This is a genomic window from Pseudomonas sp. VD-NE ins, assembly GCF_031882575.1.
Classification (GTDB): domain Bacteria; phylum Pseudomonadota; class Gammaproteobacteria; order Pseudomonadales; family Pseudomonadaceae; genus Aquipseudomonas; species Aquipseudomonas fluorescens_BZ.
Genome location: NZ_CP134772.1, coordinates 4,281,025 through 4,300,283, shown reverse-complemented (window position 1 = coordinate 4,300,283; position 19,259 = coordinate 4,281,025). Strand labels below are relative to the sequence as shown.

The 19,259-nt window shown below is 58.0% G+C and carries 21 protein-coding genes, 4 tRNA genes and 1 pseudogene; 16 read left to right on the top strand and 10 right to left on the bottom strand.

Annotated elements, in window-relative coordinates:
- Window positions 1-91 precede the first annotated feature (91 nt).
- The gene (gene yegQ / locus RMV17_RS19110; RefSeq protein ID WP_311881684.1) at window positions 92-1,423 is read right to left on the bottom strand and encodes a tRNA 5-hydroxyuridine modification protein YegQ; all 1,332 of its coding nucleotides are present in this window, start codon (window positions 1,421-1,423) and stop codon (window positions 92-94) included.
- 187 nt (window positions 1,424-1,610) lie between these two features.
- Here yegQ and RMV17_RS19105 point away from each other — a divergent pair, with 187 nt between their 5' ends.
- Window positions 1,611-2,297, top strand: coding sequence for an isochorismatase family protein (locus RMV17_RS19105; RefSeq protein ID WP_311881682.1), 687 nt, complete (start codon window positions 1,611-1,613; stop codon window positions 2,295-2,297).
- 111 nt (window positions 2,298-2,408) lie between these two features.
- Complete coding sequence (locus RMV17_RS19100) at window positions 2,409-3,470, top strand: AI-2E family transporter (RefSeq protein ID WP_034154664.1); 1,062 nt, start codon at window positions 2,409-2,411, stop codon at window positions 3,468-3,470.
- On the opposite strand, the gene RMV17_RS19095 is transcribed toward RMV17_RS19100, so the two are convergent.
- The 3 genes from RMV17_RS19095 to RMV17_RS19085 form a co-directional block, all read right to left on the bottom strand.
- Complete coding sequence (locus RMV17_RS19095) at window positions 3,467-3,649, bottom strand: hypothetical protein (RefSeq protein ID WP_034154665.1); 183 nt, start codon at window positions 3,647-3,649, stop codon at window positions 3,467-3,469. The two genes, RMV17_RS19100 and RMV17_RS19095, sit on opposite strands and share 4 nt — an antisense overlap.
- Window positions 3,650-3,747: 98 nt before the next feature.
- Complete coding sequence (locus RMV17_RS19090; protein ID WP_016984641.1) at window positions 3,748-3,942, bottom strand: hypothetical protein; 195 nt, start codon at window positions 3,940-3,942, stop codon at window positions 3,748-3,750.
- Window positions 3,943-4,172: 230 nt separating this feature from the next.
- Window positions 4,173-4,532: a hypothetical protein gene (locus tag RMV17_RS19085; RefSeq protein WP_034154666.1), complete on the bottom strand. Its 360-nt coding sequence runs from the start codon at window positions 4,530-4,532 to the stop codon at window positions 4,173-4,175.
- A 256-nt stretch (window positions 4,533-4,788) separates the two neighbouring features.
- Between RMV17_RS19085 and RMV17_RS19080 the strand changes: the two genes are divergently transcribed.
- A complete protein-coding gene (locus RMV17_RS19080) occupies window positions 4,789-5,607 on the top strand; it encodes a shikimate 5-dehydrogenase (protein ID WP_034154667.1) in 819 nt (272 codons plus the stop codon).
- A gap of 210 nt (window positions 5,608-5,817) precedes the next feature.
- Complete coding sequence (locus RMV17_RS19075; RefSeq protein ID WP_311881680.1) at window positions 5,818-6,336, top strand: cupin domain-containing protein; 519 nt, start codon at window positions 5,818-5,820, stop codon at window positions 6,334-6,336.
- Between the two features lie 135 nt (window positions 6,337-6,471).
- Here the strand turns inward: RMV17_RS19075 and RMV17_RS19070 are convergent, their stop codons facing one another.
- Entirely contained in the window at window positions 6,472-7,119 is a 648-nt protein-coding gene (locus RMV17_RS19070; RefSeq protein ID WP_311881679.1) for a DUF480 domain-containing protein, read from the bottom strand.
- A 125-nt stretch (window positions 7,120-7,244) separates the two neighbouring features.
- Here RMV17_RS19070 and RMV17_RS19065 point away from each other — a divergent pair, with 125 nt between their 5' ends.
- The gene (locus RMV17_RS19065) at window positions 7,245-7,754 is read left to right on the top strand and encodes a DUF1993 family protein (protein WP_034154670.1); all 510 of its coding nucleotides are present in this window, start codon (window positions 7,245-7,247) and stop codon (window positions 7,752-7,754) included.
- Between the two features lie 257 nt (window positions 7,755-8,011).
- On the opposite strand, the gene sstT is transcribed toward RMV17_RS19065, so the two are convergent.
- Window positions 8,012-9,244 carry a serine/threonine transporter SstT gene (sstT, locus tag RMV17_RS19060; RefSeq protein ID WP_311881678.1) on the bottom strand — a complete coding sequence of 411 codons (1,233 nt, stop codon included), beginning with the start codon at window positions 9,242-9,244 and terminating at the stop codon, window positions 8,012-8,014.
- A gap of 336 nt (window positions 9,245-9,580) precedes the next feature.
- Here sstT and RMV17_RS19055 point away from each other — a divergent pair, with 336 nt between their 5' ends.
- Window positions 9,581-10,744 carry an MFS transporter gene (locus tag RMV17_RS19055; protein WP_034154672.1) on the top strand — a complete coding sequence of 388 codons (1,164 nt, stop codon included), beginning with the start codon at window positions 9,581-9,583 and terminating at the stop codon, window positions 10,742-10,744.
- Here the strand turns inward: RMV17_RS19055 and nhaR are convergent.
- Window positions 10,739-11,634: pseudogene (nhaR, locus tag RMV17_RS19050) on the bottom strand (transcriptional activator NhaR). The gene RMV17_RS19055 and the pseudogene nhaR overlap by 6 nt on opposite strands.
- A gap of 133 nt (window positions 11,635-11,767) precedes the next feature.
- Here nhaR and RMV17_RS19045 point away from each other — a divergent pair.
- A complete protein-coding gene (locus RMV17_RS19045; RefSeq protein WP_034154673.1) occupies window positions 11,768-12,010 on the top strand; it encodes a hypothetical protein in 243 nt (80 codons plus the stop codon).
- A 29-nt stretch (window positions 12,011-12,039) separates the two neighbouring features.
- A complete protein-coding gene (locus RMV17_RS19040; RefSeq protein WP_034154674.1) occupies window positions 12,040-12,789 on the top strand; it encodes a TerC family protein in 750 nt (249 codons plus the stop codon).
- 269 nt (window positions 12,790-13,058) lie between these two features.
- On the opposite strand, the gene RMV17_RS19035 is transcribed toward RMV17_RS19040, so the two are convergent.
- Window positions 13,059-13,253 (bottom strand): hypothetical protein, encoded by a 195-nt coding sequence (locus tag RMV17_RS19035; RefSeq protein ID WP_311881677.1) that lies wholly within the window; start codon window positions 13,251-13,253, stop codon window positions 13,059-13,061.
- A 210-nt stretch (window positions 13,254-13,463) separates the two neighbouring features.
- Here RMV17_RS19035 and RMV17_RS19030 point away from each other — a divergent pair, with 210 nt between their 5' ends.
- The 3 genes from RMV17_RS19030 to RMV17_RS19020 all read left to right on the top strand — a co-directional run bounded on the left by RMV17_RS19030 (window position 13,464) and on the right by RMV17_RS19020 (window position 14,651).
- Entirely contained in the window at window positions 13,464-14,135 is a 672-nt protein-coding gene (locus RMV17_RS19030) for a peptidase C39 family protein (RefSeq protein ID WP_311881676.1), read from the top strand.
- Between the two features lie 90 nt (window positions 14,136-14,225).
- On the top strand, window positions 14,226-14,432 hold the full coding sequence (locus RMV17_RS19025) for a DUF6021 family protein (protein ID WP_034154676.1): 207 nt from the start codon (window positions 14,226-14,228) through the stop codon (window positions 14,430-14,432).
- A gap of 12 nt (window positions 14,433-14,444) precedes the next feature.
- Complete coding sequence (locus RMV17_RS19020) at window positions 14,445-14,651, top strand: hypothetical protein (protein ID WP_311881675.1); 207 nt, start codon at window positions 14,445-14,447, stop codon at window positions 14,649-14,651.
- Between the two features lie 56 nt (window positions 14,652-14,707).
- Here the strand turns inward: RMV17_RS19020 and pbpG are convergent, their stop codons facing one another.
- Window positions 14,708-15,646: a D-alanyl-D-alanine endopeptidase gene (gene pbpG / locus RMV17_RS19015; protein ID WP_108225597.1), complete on the bottom strand. Its 939-nt coding sequence runs from the start codon at window positions 15,644-15,646 to the stop codon at window positions 14,708-14,710.
- Between the two features lie 230 nt (window positions 15,647-15,876).
- Window positions 15,877-16,731 carry a bifunctional methylenetetrahydrofolate dehydrogenase/methenyltetrahydrofolate cyclohydrolase FolD gene (folD, locus tag RMV17_RS19010; protein WP_016986882.1) on the bottom strand — a complete coding sequence of 285 codons (855 nt, stop codon included), beginning with the start codon at window positions 16,729-16,731 and terminating at the stop codon, window positions 15,877-15,879.
- A 275-nt stretch (window positions 16,732-17,006) separates the two neighbouring features.
- On the opposite strand from folD, the gene RMV17_RS19005 reads away from it, so the two are divergent.
- The 5 genes from RMV17_RS19005 (at window position 17,007) to tig (ending at window position 19,198) form a co-directional block, all read left to right on the top strand.
- Window positions 17,007-17,083, top strand: a tRNA-Arg gene (locus tag RMV17_RS19005).
- A gap of 32 nt (window positions 17,084-17,115) precedes the next feature.
- Window positions 17,116-17,191, top strand: a tRNA-His gene (locus RMV17_RS19000).
- A gap of 56 nt (window positions 17,192-17,247) precedes the next feature.
- Window positions 17,248-17,332: transfer RNA gene (locus tag RMV17_RS18995), tRNA-Leu, on the top strand.
- 77 nt (window positions 17,333-17,409) lie between these two features.
- A tRNA-His gene (locus RMV17_RS18990) sits at window positions 17,410-17,485 on the top strand.
- A 402-nt stretch (window positions 17,486-17,887) separates the two neighbouring features.
- Complete coding sequence (tig, locus tag RMV17_RS18985) at window positions 17,888-19,198, top strand: trigger factor (protein ID WP_311881674.1); 1,311 nt, start codon at window positions 17,888-17,890, stop codon at window positions 19,196-19,198.
- Window positions 19,199-19,259: the final 61 nt, after the last annotated feature.

Below are 19,259 nucleotides of genomic sequence, written 5' to 3'. Positions count from 1 at the left end.
TTCAGGTCGGTGGATCTCTCCAATATCCCCCAATCAGTCCCCTCTCCCTCTGGGAGAGGGCTAGGCGGGCGGCGTTCCGATGAGGGGCTTTTCAGACACTACCGATATCCCGCATCAACAACCCAAACCGCAAACCCACCCCCTCCGGAATCGGCACATAAACCGTATGCCCATCCCCCGGCGCTACGTCGATCGCCTCACCCTTAACACTCTGCAACTCACGCAGATCAAAATGAAAATTACCCGTGGGCGTCATCAATTCCAGAAGATCACCAAGACCAAAACGGTTCTTCACCTTGACCTCGGCCAGCCGCCCACGCCGCTCACCAGTCAGCTCGCCAACAAACTGCTGACGCTCCGACACCGAGCTGCCGTGCTGATAATTCTGATACTCGTCATGCACATGCCGGCGCAGAAATCCTTCGGTATAGCCACGCTGCGCCAGTGACTCCAGATCGGTCATCAGGCTGCGATCAAACTCACGCCCGGCCACCGCATCATCAATCGCCCGCCGATACACCTGCGTAGTCCGGGCGCAGTAAAAGTGCGATTTGGTCCGGCCTTCGATCTTCAGGGAATGCACGCCCATGCGCGTCAGGCGCTCGACGTGCTGCACCGCGCGCAGGTCCTTGGCGTTCATGATGTAGGTGCCGTGTTCGTCCTCGAAGGCGGGCATCAATTCGTCGGGACGGTTGGCTTCCTGTAACAGGAACACCTGATCGGTGGGCGCGCCGAGGCCCAGGGTCGGCTCGGGCTGACAGGTCTGGACGATTTCGCCGATCTGGTTTTCCGTGGCCTCTTGCGCCGAGTATTTCCAGCGACAGGCGTTGGTGCAGGTGCCTTGATTGGCATCGCGCTTGTTCATGTAACCCGACAGCAGGCAGCGCCCGGAATAGGCCATGCACAGAGCGCCGTGGACAAACACTTCCAGCTCCATGCCCGGCACCTGTTCGCGGATCTCGCCGATTTCCTCCAGCGACAATTCCCGCGACAGGATGATCCGGCTCAAACCCTGTTGCTGCCAGAATTCGACACTCGCCCAGTTCACCGTGTTGGCCTGCACCGAGAGGTGGATCGGCATCTGCGGGAAATGCCGGCGCACCAGCATGATCAGCCCCGGGTCAGACATGATCAGCGCATCCGGCGCCATCTCGATGACCGGCGCCAGATCCTTGAGGAAGGTCTTCAGTTTGGCGTTGTGCGGGGCGATGTTGACCACCACGTAAAAGCGCTTGCCCTGTGCCTGGGCTTCACGAATGCCCAGCGCCAGGTTGGCGTGATCGAACTCGTTGTTGCGCACTCGCAGGCTGTATCGCGGCTGACCGGCGTAGACCGCATCGGCACCGTAGGCGAAGGCGTAGCGCATGTTTTTCAGGGTGCCGGCGGGGGCGAGCAGTTCGGGGGCGGTGAGGGTAGGCGTCATGGCGGGGTCGGTCGCAAAAGCGCGGCAGGGTAGAGCGGATGCGAGCGGAGTGCATTGATCTGGATCCACGTTTCGGCTGTTTCTGTTTGTGCAGAAACGGCACAGATCATGTGCCGGTTTCACTGTGTTCGACACACAGGCGCCTGCTTAAGCTCTGTTCATCACTCAACTGAACAGAGGTATTTCCATGCAGCGTTTCACCCGGCGCTTCCTCAGCGCCTGTGCATTTTCCGGTGTGTTGGCCAGTACCGGCGCATTGGCTGACAACCACCCGACCCTCCGTGCAATGTCAGGCGTCACGCCAGTCAGCCAGTTGCTGGCCGGCAAATCCGCGTTGCTGGTGATCGATTTCCAGAACGAATACTTCACCGGCAAGATGCCAATCCCGGACGGTGCTGTCGCACTGGCAAAAACCCGTGAGTTGATCACCTTCGCCGACTCCCACAAGATCCCCGTGTACCACGTTCAGCACGTGGCCCCGGCCGGCTCGCCGGTGTTTGCCATTGATGGCGAAACCGTGAAATTTCACCCGGACATGCAGCCACGCGCCAAGGATGTGGTGCTGCAAAAAAACACGGTCAGCGTGTTCGGCAGCACCGATCTGAACCAACGGCTGAAGCAGTCGGGCATCGAAACGGTGATTGTTGCCGGCCTGATGACCCACGCCTGTGTCGCTGGGGCTGCGCGCGATGCCGCGCCACTCGGTTACAGCATGATCGTCGCTTCGGATGCCTCGGCGACCCGTGCGATCACCCGCGCCAATGGCACATCCATCGACAAGGATGCCTTGCACAAAGCCGCACTGGCGGAAGTCGAGGACACCTTCGGCGATGTGCTGACCACTGATGAAATCATCAAGTTACCGGTTCGCTGACCGGCTCGCGCTGATCCGCAACTATGCTCCATGAATAAAGATGGCACTCGTGCAGGCCCCGGTTGACTAAGCATCGGGGCGTGCATGACGCCTGACTGACATGGATCGGACATGAACGAAAAAAGCCTTCAATTCAAATCTCTCACCGTGCTGCTGTTGCTGGTCACGGTGGCGTTTATCTGGATCCTCTTGCCGTTCTACGGTGCGGTGTTCTGGGCGGTGATTCTCGGCATTGTGTTTGCGCCGATGCAACGCCGGCTGCAGGCGAAATTCGGCTGGCAGCGCAACCTGACGTCCCTGTGTACCTTGTCGGTCTGCCTGGTGATCGCGATTCTGCCGGTGATCATTCTCAGTGTGTTGCTGGTGCAGGAAGGCGCAGCGGTCTACAAGAACATCGAAAGCGGCGAACTGGACATCGCCGCGTATCTGGCGCAGTTCAAGCACAGCTTGCCGCCATACTTTCAGCACCTGCTCGACCGCTTCGGCATGGGCGAACTGAATGGCCTGCGCGAGAAAATCGTCAAATCGGCGATGCAGGGCAGCCAGGTGCTGGCCAGCCAGGCGTTCAGTTTTGGCCAGGGCACGTTCGAGTTCGTGGTGAGTTTTTTCATCATGCTGTATCTGCTGTTTTTCTTTCTACGTGACGGCGCCGAACTGGCGCGCAAGGTACGCACCGCTGTGCCACTGGAAGAAACTCACAAGCGTCGTCTGCAACTGAAATTCAATCGGGTGGTGCGGGCGACGGTGAAGGGCAATCTGGTGGTCGCGGTGACTCAAGGCGCACTGGGCGGGGCGATTTTCTGGTTTCTCGACATCCCCAGCGCTTTGCTGTGGGCGGTGTTGATGGCGTTTCTGTCATTGCTGCCAGCGGTCGGCGCGGGAATTGTCTGGGCGCCGGTGGCGGTGTATTTCCTGCTCAGCGGGATGATCTGGCAGGGTGTGGTGCTGGGCTTGTTCGGGGTGTTCGTGATCGGGTTGGTGGACAACGTGCTGCGGCCGATTCTGGTGGGCAAGGACACCAAAATGCCCGATTACATGATTCTGATCTCGACCCTGGGTGGTCTGGCGGTGTTTGGTCTCAACGGCTTCGTGATCGGGCCGCTGATCGCGGCGTTGTTCATGTCGAGCTGGGCGCTTTTCGCCGAGACCAAGCCCAAGGTGCAACTGCCTTAAGCGTGAAACGGCGCGCTGACGATCTTCTGCGACAGTGCCTGCGCCGCAGGCAGCGAAGTGAGCGGGCCGCTGATCGCTTCGCCGTCGCGCATCAGATACCAGCAGGCGAGCAGGCCCGATGCTCTGAGCGAGGCGGGAACGGCGCTGCCGATAACGGACATGATTTGAACCTGAGCCATGACGAGTACCTCCATCTATCAATGGAGCTACCTTAGAGATTCGGCGCTTCGACGGACAATCAACGCTTTCGATAGTGGTCATTGATGCCGTTGAGGCTTCAGTCGACCACTTGATCAAGCATGTGCATGACTTCGCGCTCGTTGAGCAAACCTTTATGCACGAGGTTTTCCGCCAGCAGCGAAAGAAACTTGGCGCAGCGATGGCCTTCCAGGTGCTTGAGTTCGGTCAGCGCGCTGTACACCTTGCTGGAGGTGCACAGGCCGACGATGCGGTGCGGGTTTTGTGTTGGCATACAGTCGTCCTTGTTGTTATCAACCTGTTGTTTACGGACGGATTCAGATTGCGGTTCCGTCATGACAAATAAATGACCGTTTTATGGAAAAGTACATAACGGTCAATCAATCATGCCGACTTTAGCTGGTGAAACTGTCCTCACAGCGACCTTGGCGAGATTTTTTCAGACGCTGGCCGACCAACGGTCATAAAAAAGCCCCGCTATAAAAGCGGGGCTTTTTGTTTCGGTTACCAGCGTGGACCGCCGTAGTAGTGCGGGCGACCGTAGTAGCCACGCGGCGGACCGTAATACACCGGAGCCGGTTGCACGTAGACCGGTTGCTGCACATACACCGGCGCTGGCTGGTAGTAGACCGGTGGCGGTGGCTGCTGCACGTAAACCGGTGGCGGCGGGGCGGCATACACCGGCGCTTGTTGCACATACACCGGGCGATCCTGATTGATAAGCGCCGAGCCGATGATGGCCGAGCCGACGATCGCGCCAAACACCGCTGGGCCTTGCCAGTAGTTGCCGCCATGGGCTTCTGCTTGCCCTGCGACAGCAAATGCACCAATCAGCAGGGCCACGATAGGGAGTTTACGAATCATGATAATTCCTCGGTTCTTCGACCCGGCGGCAGGGCCTGCACCAGGCCCACAGTTGTCGCGGGGATACTTCTAAGACAGCGAAATTCTGAAAATCAGCACAGCCGCTGGGTAAATTTTGTGTAAGGTCTGTACCGGCTTCTTTACCGGGCCGGGTAATGGCCGCGGAATACGTTTAAAACAGGCCTCTATGATCGTTCAGAAGCCGATGGGCTGGCTAATCCCGTTTATCCGAAAGTGCGTTTGAAGGAGAAGTTTCATGCAGATGAACCCGAACAAAGACACCCAATTGTGCATGTCCCTGTCGGGCCGCCCGGGGAATTTCGGTCTGCGTTTTCATAACCATTTGTATGAGCAGTTGGGCCTGAACTTCTACTACAAGGCGTTCAGCAGCCAGGACCTGACCGGCGCAGTCGGCGGCATTCGCGCCTTGGGTATCCGTGGTTGCGGCGTGTCGATGCCGTTCAAGGAAGCGTGCATTGCGCTGGTCGATGAGCTGGATGCGTCGGCGGCAGCGATCCAGTCGATTAACACCATCGTCAACACCAACGGCCATCTCAAGGCTTACAACACCGATTACATTGCCATCGAGCAGTTGCTGAAAACCCACGCGGTGCCCAAGGATTCGACCTTCGCTCTGCGTGGCAGCGGCGGGATGGCCAAAGCGGTGGCCAGTGCCTTGCGTGATGGCGGTTACAAAAACGGTTTGATTGTCGCCCGCAACGAGCGCGCCGGGCGTGCATTGGCGGATTCACTGGGTTATCGCTGGCAGGCGGAACTGGAGGATGAGCGCCCGCAGATGCTGATCAATGTAACGCCAGTGGGCATGGACGGCGGGCCGGAGGCGGGGCAGTTGGCGTTTGAGCCTCAAGTTATTGCTGCGGCTGAGACGGTATTTGATGTGGTCGCGATTCCGTCGGAGACGCCGCTGATCGTGCGCGGCCGGGCCGAGGGTAAAAAGGTCATTACCGGGCTTGAGGTAATTGCGATTCAGGCGCTGGAGCAGTTTGTCCTGTACACCGGCGTGCGCCCGACTGAAGAGCAGTTTGCGGCGGCGGTGGCGTTTGCCCGAAGCTGATGCTCAGGTTTGTGTGGTAAATGAGCCGGCCCCATCGCTGGCAAGCCAGCTCCCACAGGTATTGCGGCGGAGCACAAATATGTGAGCAGCCCCAGGCCCTGTGGGAGCTGGCTTGCCAGCGATGAATTCACCTCGGTTTATCCTGCTGCCTATACTGCCTCCCCAGCAAGCACAGACTTGCTCCCAATAAAAACCGTGACCGAGGCCACCATGCACCCGCCCATCCTCAACCTGCATCAGGTCGAACTCGAATCCCTGCCCGAAGCCCTGGCCCCGGAAGGCGAAACCGCCGGGCGCTATCAGCAGCGCATGGCCCGTGTCGGTCAGCAACTCGGCGCGCAGAAACTCGGCTATCGCCTGTACGCCTTGCCGCCGGGCATGCGCGGCAGCCCGTTTCACAGCCATCGGGTCAATGAGGAGATGTTCTACGTGGTGGCCGGGGAGGGCGAGGTGCGTCTTGGCGCCGAGCGCTTTCCGATCCGCGAAGGTGACGTGATCGCTTGCCCGCCGGGTGGGCCGGAGAAGGCGCATCAGATCATCAATACCAGCTCGGGCGAATTGCGATATCTGGCCGTGAGTACTCAACAGCAGCCGGAAATTTGTGAGTACCCGGATTCGAACAAATATGCGGTGATGGATGATTTTCAGGTGGATGCCGAGGGCAATGCCTCAGGTTTTGTGGCTGTGGCACGGCAGGCGGATGGTGTGGATTACTGGGATGGCGAGTAACACCAGGATCTGAAACCTGATAAATAACCCTTGTGGGAGCGAGCCTGCTCGCGAATGCGGTGTGTCATTCAAAAATGATCTGGCTGACACAACCTCTTCGCGAGCAGGCTCGCTCCCACAATAAAACGGGGGTGATTATTCGAGGCGGGCCAGGCGTTCTTCCAACGCGGCAATCCGCGCTTCGAGCTCTTCGATACGCTCAACCGAAACGCCACTGCTGGCACCGCGATCCGACGGATTCTGCCGCGCCGCCATGATCACCTCGATATCCGCCGGATCCCCCAGCGCATGGGTGTAACGATCTTCACGCTGCCCGGCCTGACGTGGTATCAACACGGCCAAACCCCGCGCAATCAAGCGCTCAAGCTGATGCACCACCTGCTCGGTGTCTTCAAATTCATGCATGCGCCCGCTGCGGGTCAGCAGTTCATTGACGGTTTGCGGGCCGCGCAGAAACATCAATCCGCTGAGAATCACTTGCGCCGGTACCAGTTCCAGCGCCTTGTCGACCTTGTGCTCCCAGCGGTCGGCGCGACTGCCCATCACCAGTTTGGCGAAACCGCGACCTTCCAGCGCCCGCAAACTCTGGCCGACCTGACCCTGGGTCAGGTTCATCACCGGTTCGCGGCTGGTTTTCTGATTGCATGCCGTGACCAACGCATTGAGCGTCAGCGGATAGGTTTCCGGGCTGGTCGCCTGTTTCTCGATCAACGAGCCGAGGATGCGGATTTCCGTGGCGTTGAGCCGTGGCTCGTCGAAGGTGGATTCTGGTTCTGTGGTCATCGCGCGTTCCCTCTGCAGTCGAAGGCGCCTAGCCTAATCCTTGCCAAACAAAAGGCAAGCCGTGTGGTCATCAAGCATGGCTATAATCGCCTCCTTGTTCTACCCAGCCACCACACGAGACTGCCATGACCATTTCCCTGTACGCCGCATCCGTCCCGGTTTTTCAACAAATGCTCAACGCTTTGAGCGATGTGCTGAAAAAGGCTGAAGCCCACGCCACCGAGAAAAACATCGACCCGAACGCATTCCTGCAGGCCCGTCTGTACCCGGACATGTTCCCGCTGACCCGTCAGGTGCAGATCGCCGTCGACTTCGCCAAAGGCGTTTCCTCGCGTCTGGCTGAGGTCGAAGTGCCGAAGTACGACGATACCGAAACCACCTTCGCCGAGTTGCAAGCCCTGATTGCCAAGGTGCTGGCCTACATCGGCGAGATCAAGCCGGAGCAGATCGATGGCAAGGAAGGCATCGAAATCGTCACCCGTCCGGGCACGCCGAAAGAGAAGCGCTTCAGCGGTCAGGCTTACCTGCTGACCTACGGTCTGCCGCAGTTCTTCTTCCACGTCACCACCACTTATGCGCTGCTGCGTCATAACGGGGTTGAAGTGGGCAAGCGTGATTACATGGGCGCGTTCTGAGTTTTAAGAGCCCCTCATCGGAACGCCGCCCGCCTAGCCCTCTCCCAAAGGGAGAGGGGACTGATCGCGTTGTTTGTTCGGGATACGCCGACCTGATTTATCGAGTCGAACTCAAGACTTGAAGGCGACGAAGATCGGCCCCCTTTCCCCCTCGCCCCCCTTGGGGGGAGAGGGTTGGGGTGAGGGGGGAAAAGATCTCAGCCACAAAAAAGCCCGCCAAGGTTCACACCATGGCGGGCTTTTCATTGCAGCGATGATTACGCAGTGCGCTGGGCTTTCACTTCTTCACCCAAACACGCCGCTGCGGTAAACAACACGTCAGTCGACGAGTTCAGCGCGGTCTCTGCCGAATCCTGCAACACCCCAATGATGAAACCGACCGCCACCACCTGCATGGCGATTTCACTCGGAATGCCAAACAGACTGCACGCCAACGGAATCAACAACAGCGAGCCGCCCGCCACACCCGAAGCACCACAGGCACAGATCGCCGCCACCACACTCAGCAGAATCGCAGTCGGAATGTCCACGGCGATGCCCAGCGTGTGCACCGCAGCCAGAGTCAACACAGTAATGGTGATCGCCGCACCGGCCATGTTGATGGTCGCGCCCAGCGGAATCGACACCGAATAGGTGTCTTCATGCAGCCCCAGACGTTTGCTCAATTCCAGATTGACCGGAATGTTCGCCGCCGAGCTGCGGGTGAAAAATGCAGTGATACCGCTTTCACGCAGGCACTTGAGGGTCAGCGGGTACGGGTTGCGACGCAATTTCCAGAACACGATCAGCGGGTTCATCACCAGCGCCACGAACAGCATGCAGCCGAGCAGCACCGCCAGCAGGTGCGCATAACCGATCAGCGCACCGAAGCCGGAGGTGGCGAGAGTCGAAGCGACCAGACCGAAAATACCCAGCGGGGCGAAGCGAATCACGACACGCACGATCAAGGTCACGCCATTGGATAGATCACCCAGCACTTCGCGGGTGGTGTCGCCGGCATGGCGAATCGCGACGCCCATGCCGATTGCCCAAGCCAGAATACCGATGAAGTTGGCATTGATCAGCGCATTCACCGGGTTGTCCACGACGCTCAGCAACAGGCTCTGCAAAACTTCGGCGATGCCGCCCGGCGCGGTTACCGCGACGTTTTCGGTGGACAGCACCAGATGGGACGGGAACGCCATGCTGGCGATCACGGCCACCACTGCTGCGGCGAAGGTGCCCAGCAGATAGAGGAACAGAATCGGGCGGATGTGGGTTTCCTGGCCGTGCTTGTGGTTGGCAATCGAGGCCATCACGAGGACGAACACCAGAATCGGTGCGACGGCTTTCAACGCCGACACGAACACTTTGCCGATGAACGCGGTGTCTTTTGCCACTTGCGGGGCAAACATCGCCAAGGCAATACCGGCGATCAGGCCGATGAGGATCTGCGCGACCAGGCTCAGGTTTTTCAAGTGCTGCAATAGAGAAGGGGATGAAGCGGTCATAGCGGCATCTCTGATTTTTTATAGGTGCAAGGTTGCGTAAAGCGATGGCAAAACAGGGGGCAGACCACCGCCACGAACCGAAAGTGTTGACGCGACATCAACGCCAGTAAACTGGTCGTTGAACAGGTTGTACGTTTTTCAGGGCGCGGACTTTATCACAGCGTAGGCCTTATCCTTCAGGCATGTGACGATCTGCCACCGGATCAGTCAACCAGATAGACAGGTTTGTGCAAGTCAGCCCGGACACACTCTGTTAAGATTGCGCATCCTTATTTTCAAATTTCGCCAGCGGGCCTCCGGGTCAACGCTGGTGTCGTCGTTTTGCTGGAGTTGCGCATGCTGTTGCCCATTCTTCTGTTGTCCGCCGCCGGTTTCACGGTGCTGACCACGGAATTCGTCATTGTCGGCCTGTTGCCGGCGATTGCCCGAGACCTCGAAGTCACCATCCCGCAGGCCGGGTTGCTGGTGACTTTATTCGCTTTTACCGTGGCCATGTTCGGGCCTTTCCTGACCGCGTATTTCGCCCGCTTCGAGCGGCGCAAGCTGTTTATCAGCATCCTGATCATGTTTGGTCTGGCCAATACCGTGGCCGCGCTGGCGCCGAACATCTGGGTGATGGCGATTGCCCGGTTGATCCCGGCGCTCGGTCTGCCGGTGTTCTGGGCCTTGGCCAGTGAGACGGCCGTGGACATTGTCGGCCCGGATTTCGCCGGGCGTGCGATCGCCAAGATTGGCTTCGGTATTGTCTGCGCAACAGTGTTCGGCATCCCGGTCGGCACACTGATTTCCGACGCATTCGGCTGGCGCAGTGCCTTTGGCATCTTGGCGGTGATCGCCTTTGCCAAGGCGTTGCTGCTGTTTGTCTACTTGCCAAAAACCAGCCTGCACCAGCATCAGGTCAGCTTCCGCTCGCAGTTCAAGATCCTGCGCAGCCCGTTGATGATCGGGCATATCGTGCTGTCGATTCTGGTGTTCAGCGGCATGTTTACCGCTTACACGTATCTGGCCGACATTCTGGAGCGGCTCGCCGGGTTCAACGGCACCGTGGTCGGTTGGTGCCTGATGGCCTTCGGCGCGGTCGGGCTGATCGGCAACTCGCTGGGTGGTCGTGCAGTGGACCGTCATCCACTCGGGGCGTCGGTGTTGTTTTGCGCATTCATGATTGCCGGCATGGTCTCGCTGGTGCCGAACATTCATTCGCCGCTGGGGCTGGCAGTGGCGATGGGGATCTGGGGCATTACCCAGGCAGCGTTGTTCCTGGTCAGCCATGTACGCCTGATGAAAGCCGCGCCAGAAGCGCCGGCCTTTGCCGCTTCGTTGAACATCGCCGGGGCCAATCTCGGCATCGGTCTGGGCGCCATGGTCGGTGGTCGGGTCATCGACAGTGCGGGCCTGGGCTTCCTCGGCTTTGCCGCCGCCGGGTTCATTTTGCTCTCGGTGTTCCTCGCCATGGTGCTGATGACGCTCAAACCGCGCGAAATCTGCGCCGAGGCGTCATAACGCGGTAAACAGCTCGCGTCGGGCACCTTCGGTAATCGCAACGATGCCGGGGTGCTTGACCTTGCGCTCCACCGAAATGGCGTAGAACGACTCGGTCACCGCGTCGGTCTGGCCAATCAGTTCGACGCCGTACTGGCGCTTCACTTCATCGGCAATCACGCTCGGGCCGATAAATATCCCGCTGCCGGATTGGCCGAACGCCTGCATCAAGGCACTGTCATCAAACTCGCCGACGATTTGCGGCTGGATCTGCTGCTCGGCAAACCAGCGCTGCAAGCGGCTGCGCACCACGGTTTCCGCGCCGGGAATCAACAGCGGAGCACCGTGCAGGCTGCGTGGGAAATCCTGACCGTATCTGGCCGCCAGTTCAGCAGTGGCGAAGAAGCTGATCCCGCATTCGCCGAGCTTCTGGCTGTAGCCTTTGATGTCGAGGTGCGAGGGCATCGGGCTGTCGGAGATCACCAGATCGAGGCGCTGGATCGCCAGATCGGCGAGCAACCGTTCGAGTTTGTCTTCGCGGCAAGTGATGCGCAGCGGTTCGTTCAGCTCCATGGTCGGCGCGATCAGGCGATAGACGATGGATTTCGGCACTACGTCGGCGACGCCGACGCGGAACAGGATCTGTTGTTCATTGGGTTGTGCGCGCAGCATCAGTTCCAGTTCGCCGCCGAGCTGGAACATTTGCTCGGCGTAGGGCAGGGCTTGTCTTCCGGCCTCGGTCAATTCCAGTTGCCGGCCCACGCGTCTGAATAACTCGATGCCATACGTCTGTTCGAGCAGGGAAATCTGCCCGCTGATTGTGGGGTCAGGTTCAGTTGCTCGCAGGCGCGCACGATGCTGCCGGTCTTGGCTACGACCCAGAAGTAATGCAGTTGTCGGTAATTGAGCATGACGGTCTACACTTCGTGAAAACCGAAGTATAGCCGCTAAAAATACGAATTTTCCTGAAGTGTTTGTCTCCCTAGAATGCCCAGCCATCGACGACCGGTCTGTGACCCTGTCTGTTCATTCGAAGGAAACCTTATGAAATACACAATCCCAGCTTTGATGTTTACGTCTTTACTGCTTCTGGCCGGTTGCGATCAGGCCGAAAAAAGCGCCCAGCAACTGATGGGCAAGGCTGCCGAAAGCGCCAAGCAAGCGATTGACGACACGCATAAAGCCGCCGAACAAGCCCTGAGTGATGCCACCGGCGGCTTGATCGAGAAGAAAGAAACACCGGAAAAAGACGCGGAAAACTCCGAATCTTCCTCCAAGACCATCTAATTCGTCTTACACAGAGTCAGGACTGACCCATGGAATATCTGTTACAGCTCGCCGCCAGCCCCACCGCTTGGGTTGCTTTGGCCACATTGGTGGTGATGGAAATCGTGCTCGGCATCGATAACCTGATCTTTATCTCGATCCTGACCAACAAATTGCCCAAGCAGTACCAGCAGAAGGCGCGCCGCATCGGTATCGGCATGGCGTTGATCCTGCGTCTGGCGCTGTTGAGCACCATCGCGTTCATCGTGCAGTTGACTGCACCGGTGATCGAGATTCTGGGTCAGGCTTTCTCGTGGAAGGACATGATCCTGATTGCCGGTGGTCTGTTCCTGGTCTGGAAAGCCACGACCGAGATCCACCACAGCATGGACCCGGCGCCGGAAGATCCGAAGTCGGCGACCTCGACGGTTACGCTTGGTTTCGCTGCCGCTATTGGCCAGATCCTGATGCTCGACATGGTGTTCTCGATCGACAGCATCATTACCGCCGTCGGCATGACTGAACACTTGCCGATCATGATCATCGCGGTGGTGGTGTCGGTGCTGGTGATGCTGTTTGCCGCTGAGCCGCTGGCCAAGTTCATCAACGACAACCCGACGGTGGTGATGCTGGCCCTGGGCTTCCTGATCATGATCGGTATGACTTTGATCGCTGAAGGCTTCGGCGCCCATGTACCGAAAGGTTATGTGTATGCGGCGATGGCGTTCTCGGCTTCGATTGAAGTGCTGAACATGATGTCGCGTCGGGCGAAGCAAAAGAAGCTGGCTGAGCAGGCTTAATCGCCAAGAAGCCAAAAAGGCCGCTTGAACTGAGTTCAGGCGGCCTTTTTTCATTTCGGGTTTTCTATTCTCCGATAAGCCCAGCCCCTCACCCCAGCCCTCTCCCGAGGGAGAGGGAGCCGATCTGTGTAGTTTTCAAACCTGAGTTCGGCTCGTTATTGCAGGTCGGCGTAACTCGAGAAAACAACTCGATCAGTCCCCTCTCCCTCCGGGAGAGGGCTAGGCGGGCGGCGTTCCGATGAGGGGCTTTTAGCTTTTGACGTTAAGCCTCAGTGCGCAGTGGCATGGCGAGGACTTTGTTTCGGTGTTTTTTCGAGTACAGCAGGCTGAACCGAATGGTGATGATGGCGCCGCGAAACCCGCAGCACCCCCCACAACATGGCAGCGGCCACCGCCAGCCAGCTCGCAATCAACATCACAATCGTCATGGTCAGGCTCATCAGTGCCTCCTCTTCGCCCTGCATCGGGCGCCCACTTTTTCAATTCGCTCTGTTTCAGTGACAGTCTAGACAATGGGGTGTTTCAGGCTATTGACCAAAGGTCGGTGGTGACCAATCAGTTTGCTCTATGTAATCGACGTGTCTGCCGCTTAAGGCTATACCGCAGCCTGGCGCGGCCCTATGATCGCAGGCGTTGCCGGAACACGATGACCGGCGTCTGAACAGAGAGTGACGATGGTGCAGGTATTTTCTCGAATTCGTGTGGCGCTGCTGGTGGCGGGTTGCGCGGCCATGTTGGCCGGGTGTGCAGGCAGTGTCGCGCCTGAGGTCAAGCGTCTGCCGGAGCGGGTCGAACTCAGCGGCACGTTCTATCGCGGCGAAGCCAATCAGAGCGGCCCGCAAGTGCTGGCCAGCCTGTTGTCGCAGCAGGGCATCGTGATCACCCCGGGGCTGCTCGAGAAACCATTGCACCTGCCGGGTGCGGAAGACAAATTGCAGCAGAACCTGCAAAACCTCGCCCGCGAGTACGGCATGGTGGTTTATCCGCTGGACAGCAACCTTCCAGCGCTCTTGACCCAAGTGGCGGCGGGTTATCCGGTGATGGTGCGTTTCAGCGAAGGTTCGGCATTTTGGGCCGAGCCGCGTTACGCGATCCTGTCCGGCTACGATCGCAACAAACAGAAAGTGCTGCTGCGCGCTGGCATGAACCGCCGCGAATTGATGGGTTTCAGTTCCTTTGAGTCGGCGCTGGAAAAGTCCGGTGGCTGGGCCGTGCTGATTCAGAAACCGTCGCAGATCCCGGCAGCTGTCGACCGTCAGCGCTGGCTCAAAGCGGCCGATGAACTGGCTCAGGCCGGTCAGGAAAACGAAGCGGCGCAGGCGCGCAAGGCATTGGCCGCACACTGAGTTTTCCGTTCGTCATCTGCCGGGCACGACGGCGCCCGGCAAGCCTCCTATTTATACATCCCGTGTTTTGCGGGTGAATCAGGAGGCGATATGAAAGATTCCCCAGCAGCGAAAGGCCCGCATTCCTCCGAGCATTCCTCGGGCGATGATTTGGGGTTCGATCCGGACTCGCCCGATCTTGATGATCCGCAGGTCGATCCTGTCGGCCCCGCCAAGGCGCCTCTCGACGTCGAGCCCGGCGAGGATGCCAAGAAGCCGGCCAAGCCTTATGACCCGTTAGCCAATCTGAAACCTTGATGCGAGGTGCGTATGAGTACCGATTCAAGCTTCGATGACCAAAAACCTGACAGTGTGCCGACGACGCCAGAGCCGGAGATTGATCCGGTGCTGGACCCGGACAGCCCGCTGCGCGACCCGATGGCCCGGCCGGATGTGCTGACCCCCGAGCCCGCGCGGGATCCAAGTGCGGGGGATGGCATTCCTGATGATGATCAGATGCCGTTGCCCAATGACTGAGAGGCAGCAGATGAAAAAAAGCCCCGAGGATTCGGGGCTTTTTCTGGTGCGGTGGCTTACTTGGACGCTTCGACTACGCCGCTCTGGCGATTCTTGAGGTTTTTCTCGGCCTTGTACTGCTGAGCCACCGCCGGAACGCTGGCGCTGCGCCCGGTTTCTACCCAACTGCGAATACGGCTGGCATCGGCAAAGTGGGTGTACTTGCCGAACGCGTCGAGAATGACCAGCGCGACGGGACGGTTACCCATCCTGGTCACCAACACCAGGCAATGACCGGCGGGATTGGTGAAGCCGGTTTTGGTGATCTTGATGTCCCAGTCGGCTTTGTTGACCAAGTGATCGGTATTGCGGAAACCCAGGGTGTAGTTGGGTTTGCGGAAAGACACAGTCTTTTCCTTGGTGGTCGTGAGTTCGCTGAGGATCGGGTACTTGCTTGCCGCCACCAACAATTTGCTCAGGTCACGGGCGGTGGAGACGTTGCGCTCGGACAAGCCCGTCGGCTCAACGTAGTGGGTGTTGGTCATGCCCAGTGCCTTGGCCTTGGCGTTCATCGCCGCGATAAAGGCTGCATAACCGCCCGGGTAGTGGTGCGCGAGGCTGGCGGCCGCGCGGTTTTCCGAGGACATCAGAGCAATCAGCAGCATCTCGCGGCGTGGCAGTTCACTCTTGAGCTTGACTCGGGAGAACACGCCCTTCATTTCCGGCGTGTTGCTGATATCGACATTGATCCATTCGTCCATGTTTTGCCGGGCTTCAACCACTACCAAACCGGTCATCAACTTGCTGACAGAGGCGATCGGCACGATCACGTCAGGGTTGCTGGAATAGATGACTTTGTTGGTCTGCATATCCATGAGCAGGGCACTGCCGGAGGCGATCTTCAGGGTCGAAGCATCACGCGGGGCAGCGGTGGTTTCCGCAGCGTTGATCGTTGGCGTGATGAATGTGCCTGTAAAAGCAAAAAACAGGCTCAGAATCGAAAGACGAATTTTCACGCGGGCGAACTCATAAAGGTTGGATATTCCGTTAGTTTGTAACGGGTTATTTCTTAAAAGCGTCGCATTCTAGGAGTATGGCTGAAGATCTGTCGATGGTTGTTTGAACGACCTGAAAAACTCGTGAAAAGGCCTGTAAAAAGAGGGGTTTCCGGCGAACGGTTACAGTTTTTTCTCAGGCATGAAAAAACCCGCACGAGGCGGGTTTTTCTTATTGCTGAAAGTACCACTCAAACGTGCAGGGTTTCTGCCGCATAGAGGGTGTTTTCCAGCAGGCAGGCGCGGGTCATCGGACCGACGCCACCTGGTACCGGCGTGATCCAGCCAGCGCGGGGCAGGGCGGTTTCGTAGACAACGTCGCCGACCAGTTTGCCGTCGTCCTGACGGTTGATGCCGACGTCGATCACGATTGCGCCTTCCTTGATCCACTCACCTTTGACCAGGCCCGGCTTGCCGGCGGCCACCACCACCAGATCGGCACGGCCAACGTGGCCCGCCAGGTCTTTGGTGAAGCGGTGAGTCACGGTCACGGTGCAGCCTGCCAGCAGCAGTTCCATCGCCATCGGGCGACCGACGATGTTGGAAGCGCCGACGACCACTGCGTCCATGCCATAAAGGTCAGCGCCGGTGCTTTCCAGCAGCGTCATGATGCCTTTGGGGGTGCACGGACGCAGCAGTGGAATACGCTGGGCCAGACGGCCGACGTTATAAGGGTGGAAACCGTCGACGTCTTTGTCCGGACGAATGCGCTCCAGCAATTTGGAGGCGTCCAGGTGCTCGGGCAGCGGCAACTGAAGCAGGATGCCGTCGATTGCAGGGTCGTCGTTGAGGCGATCGATCAGATCGGTCAAAGCGTCTTGCGTGGTGTCGGAGGGCAGGTCGTAGGCTTGAGAGAGGAAGCCAACCTCTTCACAGTCTTTACGCTTGTGCGAGACATAAACCTGAGAGGCAGGATCGCTGCCGACCAGGATCACCGCGAGGCCGGGAGTGCGCAGGCCTTGCTGGCGACGCTCGGCAACTCGTTGGGCGATCTGCTGGCGCAGGCTGGCGGCGATCGATTTGCCGTCGATTAGTTGTGCAGTCATTGCGCGTGATTAACCATCGAGAGGGGAAAAAATGAGAACGCATTCTCGCATGTCGAGCGGTGAGGGCAAAGGCGCTTGGTCAGCAAATTCCTCTAACTCCTTTAATTAAATGAATTTTTTTCAAAAAGGATTTGACGACCTTCAGAGCGCTCTATACTATTCGTCGCACTTGTCGGGCACAGCCTAGCACTGGTTAAGAAGGTGAAGCGGAATCAAGGTTCTGCGACACTGGAAAGCACTTAGTTTGTAGTCCTTTAAGAGTACAGATTAATAAGGCGCCCGTAGCTCAGCTGGATAGAGCATCCGCCTTCTAAGCGGATGGTCGCAGGTTCGAGTCCTGCCGGGTGCGCCATTAGGCAGCTTTGGCACAAGTAACGCGATATGGTGGGCGTAGCTCAGTTGGTAGAGCACGGGATTGTGACTCCCGTTGTCGTGGGTTCGATCCCCATCGTCCACCCCATATTTCGAAAGGCGCCAGATGTAACAGTCTGGCGCCTTTGCTTTAAAGCTTCACCCGCGGATGTGGTGGAATTGGTAGACACACTGGATTTAGGTTCCAGCGCCGCGAGGCGTAAGAGTTCGAGTCTCTTCATCCGCACCAATTAAAGCTTCATTCATGTCTTCGGGCTGGTGAGGTTTCAACAAAGAAGTTGTTTGGCTTTTTTGTTACGCAATATGGTGGGCGTAGCTCAGTTGGTAGAGCACGGGATTGTGACTCCCGTTGTCGTGGGTTCGATCCCCATCGTCCACCCCATATTTCGAAAGGCGCCAGATTTAACAGTCTGGCGCCTTTTTTGTTTTAGCGGTTCTGAAAACCGGCGATTGTCGGTTTCGGGGCGCAGGGGCGGGGCGCTTCGTCGTATTTATGTTGCTCGATGATGCTGCGCTGCTCGCCGGGCTTGCTTGCAAGAACGGCCGTCAGGGAGTGATCGGCAGTCTCTTCTATATATAGAAGCGGTTGGCGCAGAGCCCTGGCGAGATTGGTTGTATTCGCCTGTGGGGCGCGCTGCATTGGTGTAGTGGTCCCGATAAAATGCCTGCTGTTTTTTTACCCGTTTTCAGTAGGGTGACTTCTTGAGTTTGACCCACTAGAATGCATGCCCTTGATTCTGGGGTCGGAAACGGCCGGCTAACGTCTGTGCAACGAGGAATATCCATGCAAGTTTCTGTTGAAAATACTACTGCTCTTGAGCGCCGCATGAGCGTCACCGTGCCGGCTGAGCGCATTGAGAGCCAGGTCAACAAGCGTCTGCAGCAGACTGCCCAAAAGGCCAAGATTGCTGGCTTCCGTCCAGGCAAAGTGCCAATGAGCGAAATCAAGCGCCGTTTCGGTGCTGACGCTCGTCAGGAAGCTGTTGGTGATGTTATCCAGTCCTCCTTCTACGAAGCCGTGGTTGAGCAGAAGCTGAACCCGGCTGGTTCGCCTTCGATCGAGCCTAAGTCGCTCGAAGCTGGCAAGGATCTGGAATACGTTGCTGTGTTCGAAGTGTTCCCTGAGTTCACCGTTGCCGGTTTCGACGGCATCACCGTTGAGCGCCTGAGCGCTGACGTGGCTGACGCTGACCTGGACAAAATGCTCGACATCCTGCGCAAGCAGAACACCCGTTTTGAAGTGGCCGACCGTGCTGCCCAGAACGAAGACCAGTTGAACATCGATTTCGTTGGCAAGGTTGACGGCGAAGTATTCGCTGGCGGCTCCGCCAAGGGTACTCAGCTGGTGCTGGGTTCCGGTCGCATGATCCCGGGCTTCGAAGAAGGTCTGGTAGGTGCTAAGGCTGGCGAAGAACGCGTTCTGAACCTGACCTTCCCAGAGGACTATCAGAACCTGGACCTGGCTGGCAAAACCGCCGAGTTCACCGTGACTGTCAACACTGTATCCGAGCCTAAGCTGCCAGAGCTGAACGAAGAGTTCTTCGCTCAATTCGGCATCAAGGAAAGCGGCATCGACGGTTTCCGCACCGAAGTTCGCAAGAACATGGAGCGCGAACTGCGTCAGGCGATCAAATCCAAGGTCAAGAATCAGGTAATGGACGGTCTGCTGGCCACCAACCCGATCGAAGTGCCTAAGGCTCTGCTGTCCAACGAAGTTGACCGTCTGCGCGTGCAGGCTGTTCAGCAATTCGGCGGCAACATCAAGCCTGATCAACTGCCGGCCGAGCTGTTCGAAGAGCAAGCCAAGCGCCGCGTTGTGCTGGGTCTGATCGTGGCTGAAGTGGTCAAGCAGTTCGACCTGAAGCCTGACGAAGCTCGCGTTCGCGAAATGATTCAGGAAATGGCTTCGGCTTACCAGGAGCCTGAGCAGGTTGTGTCGTGGTACTACAAAAACGAGCAGCAGCTGAACGAAGTGCGTTCGGTTGTGCTGGAAGAACAAGTTGTGGATACTGTTCTGCAGAAAGCTAGTGTGACCGATAAAGCGGTCTCTTACGAAGAAGCAGTCAAGCCGGTAGAAGCTCCAGCAGCCGACTGATTGATTTTGCGTTAAGAAGTACACACCATAAGCCAGCTCTCGAGCTGGCTTATGCGTATTC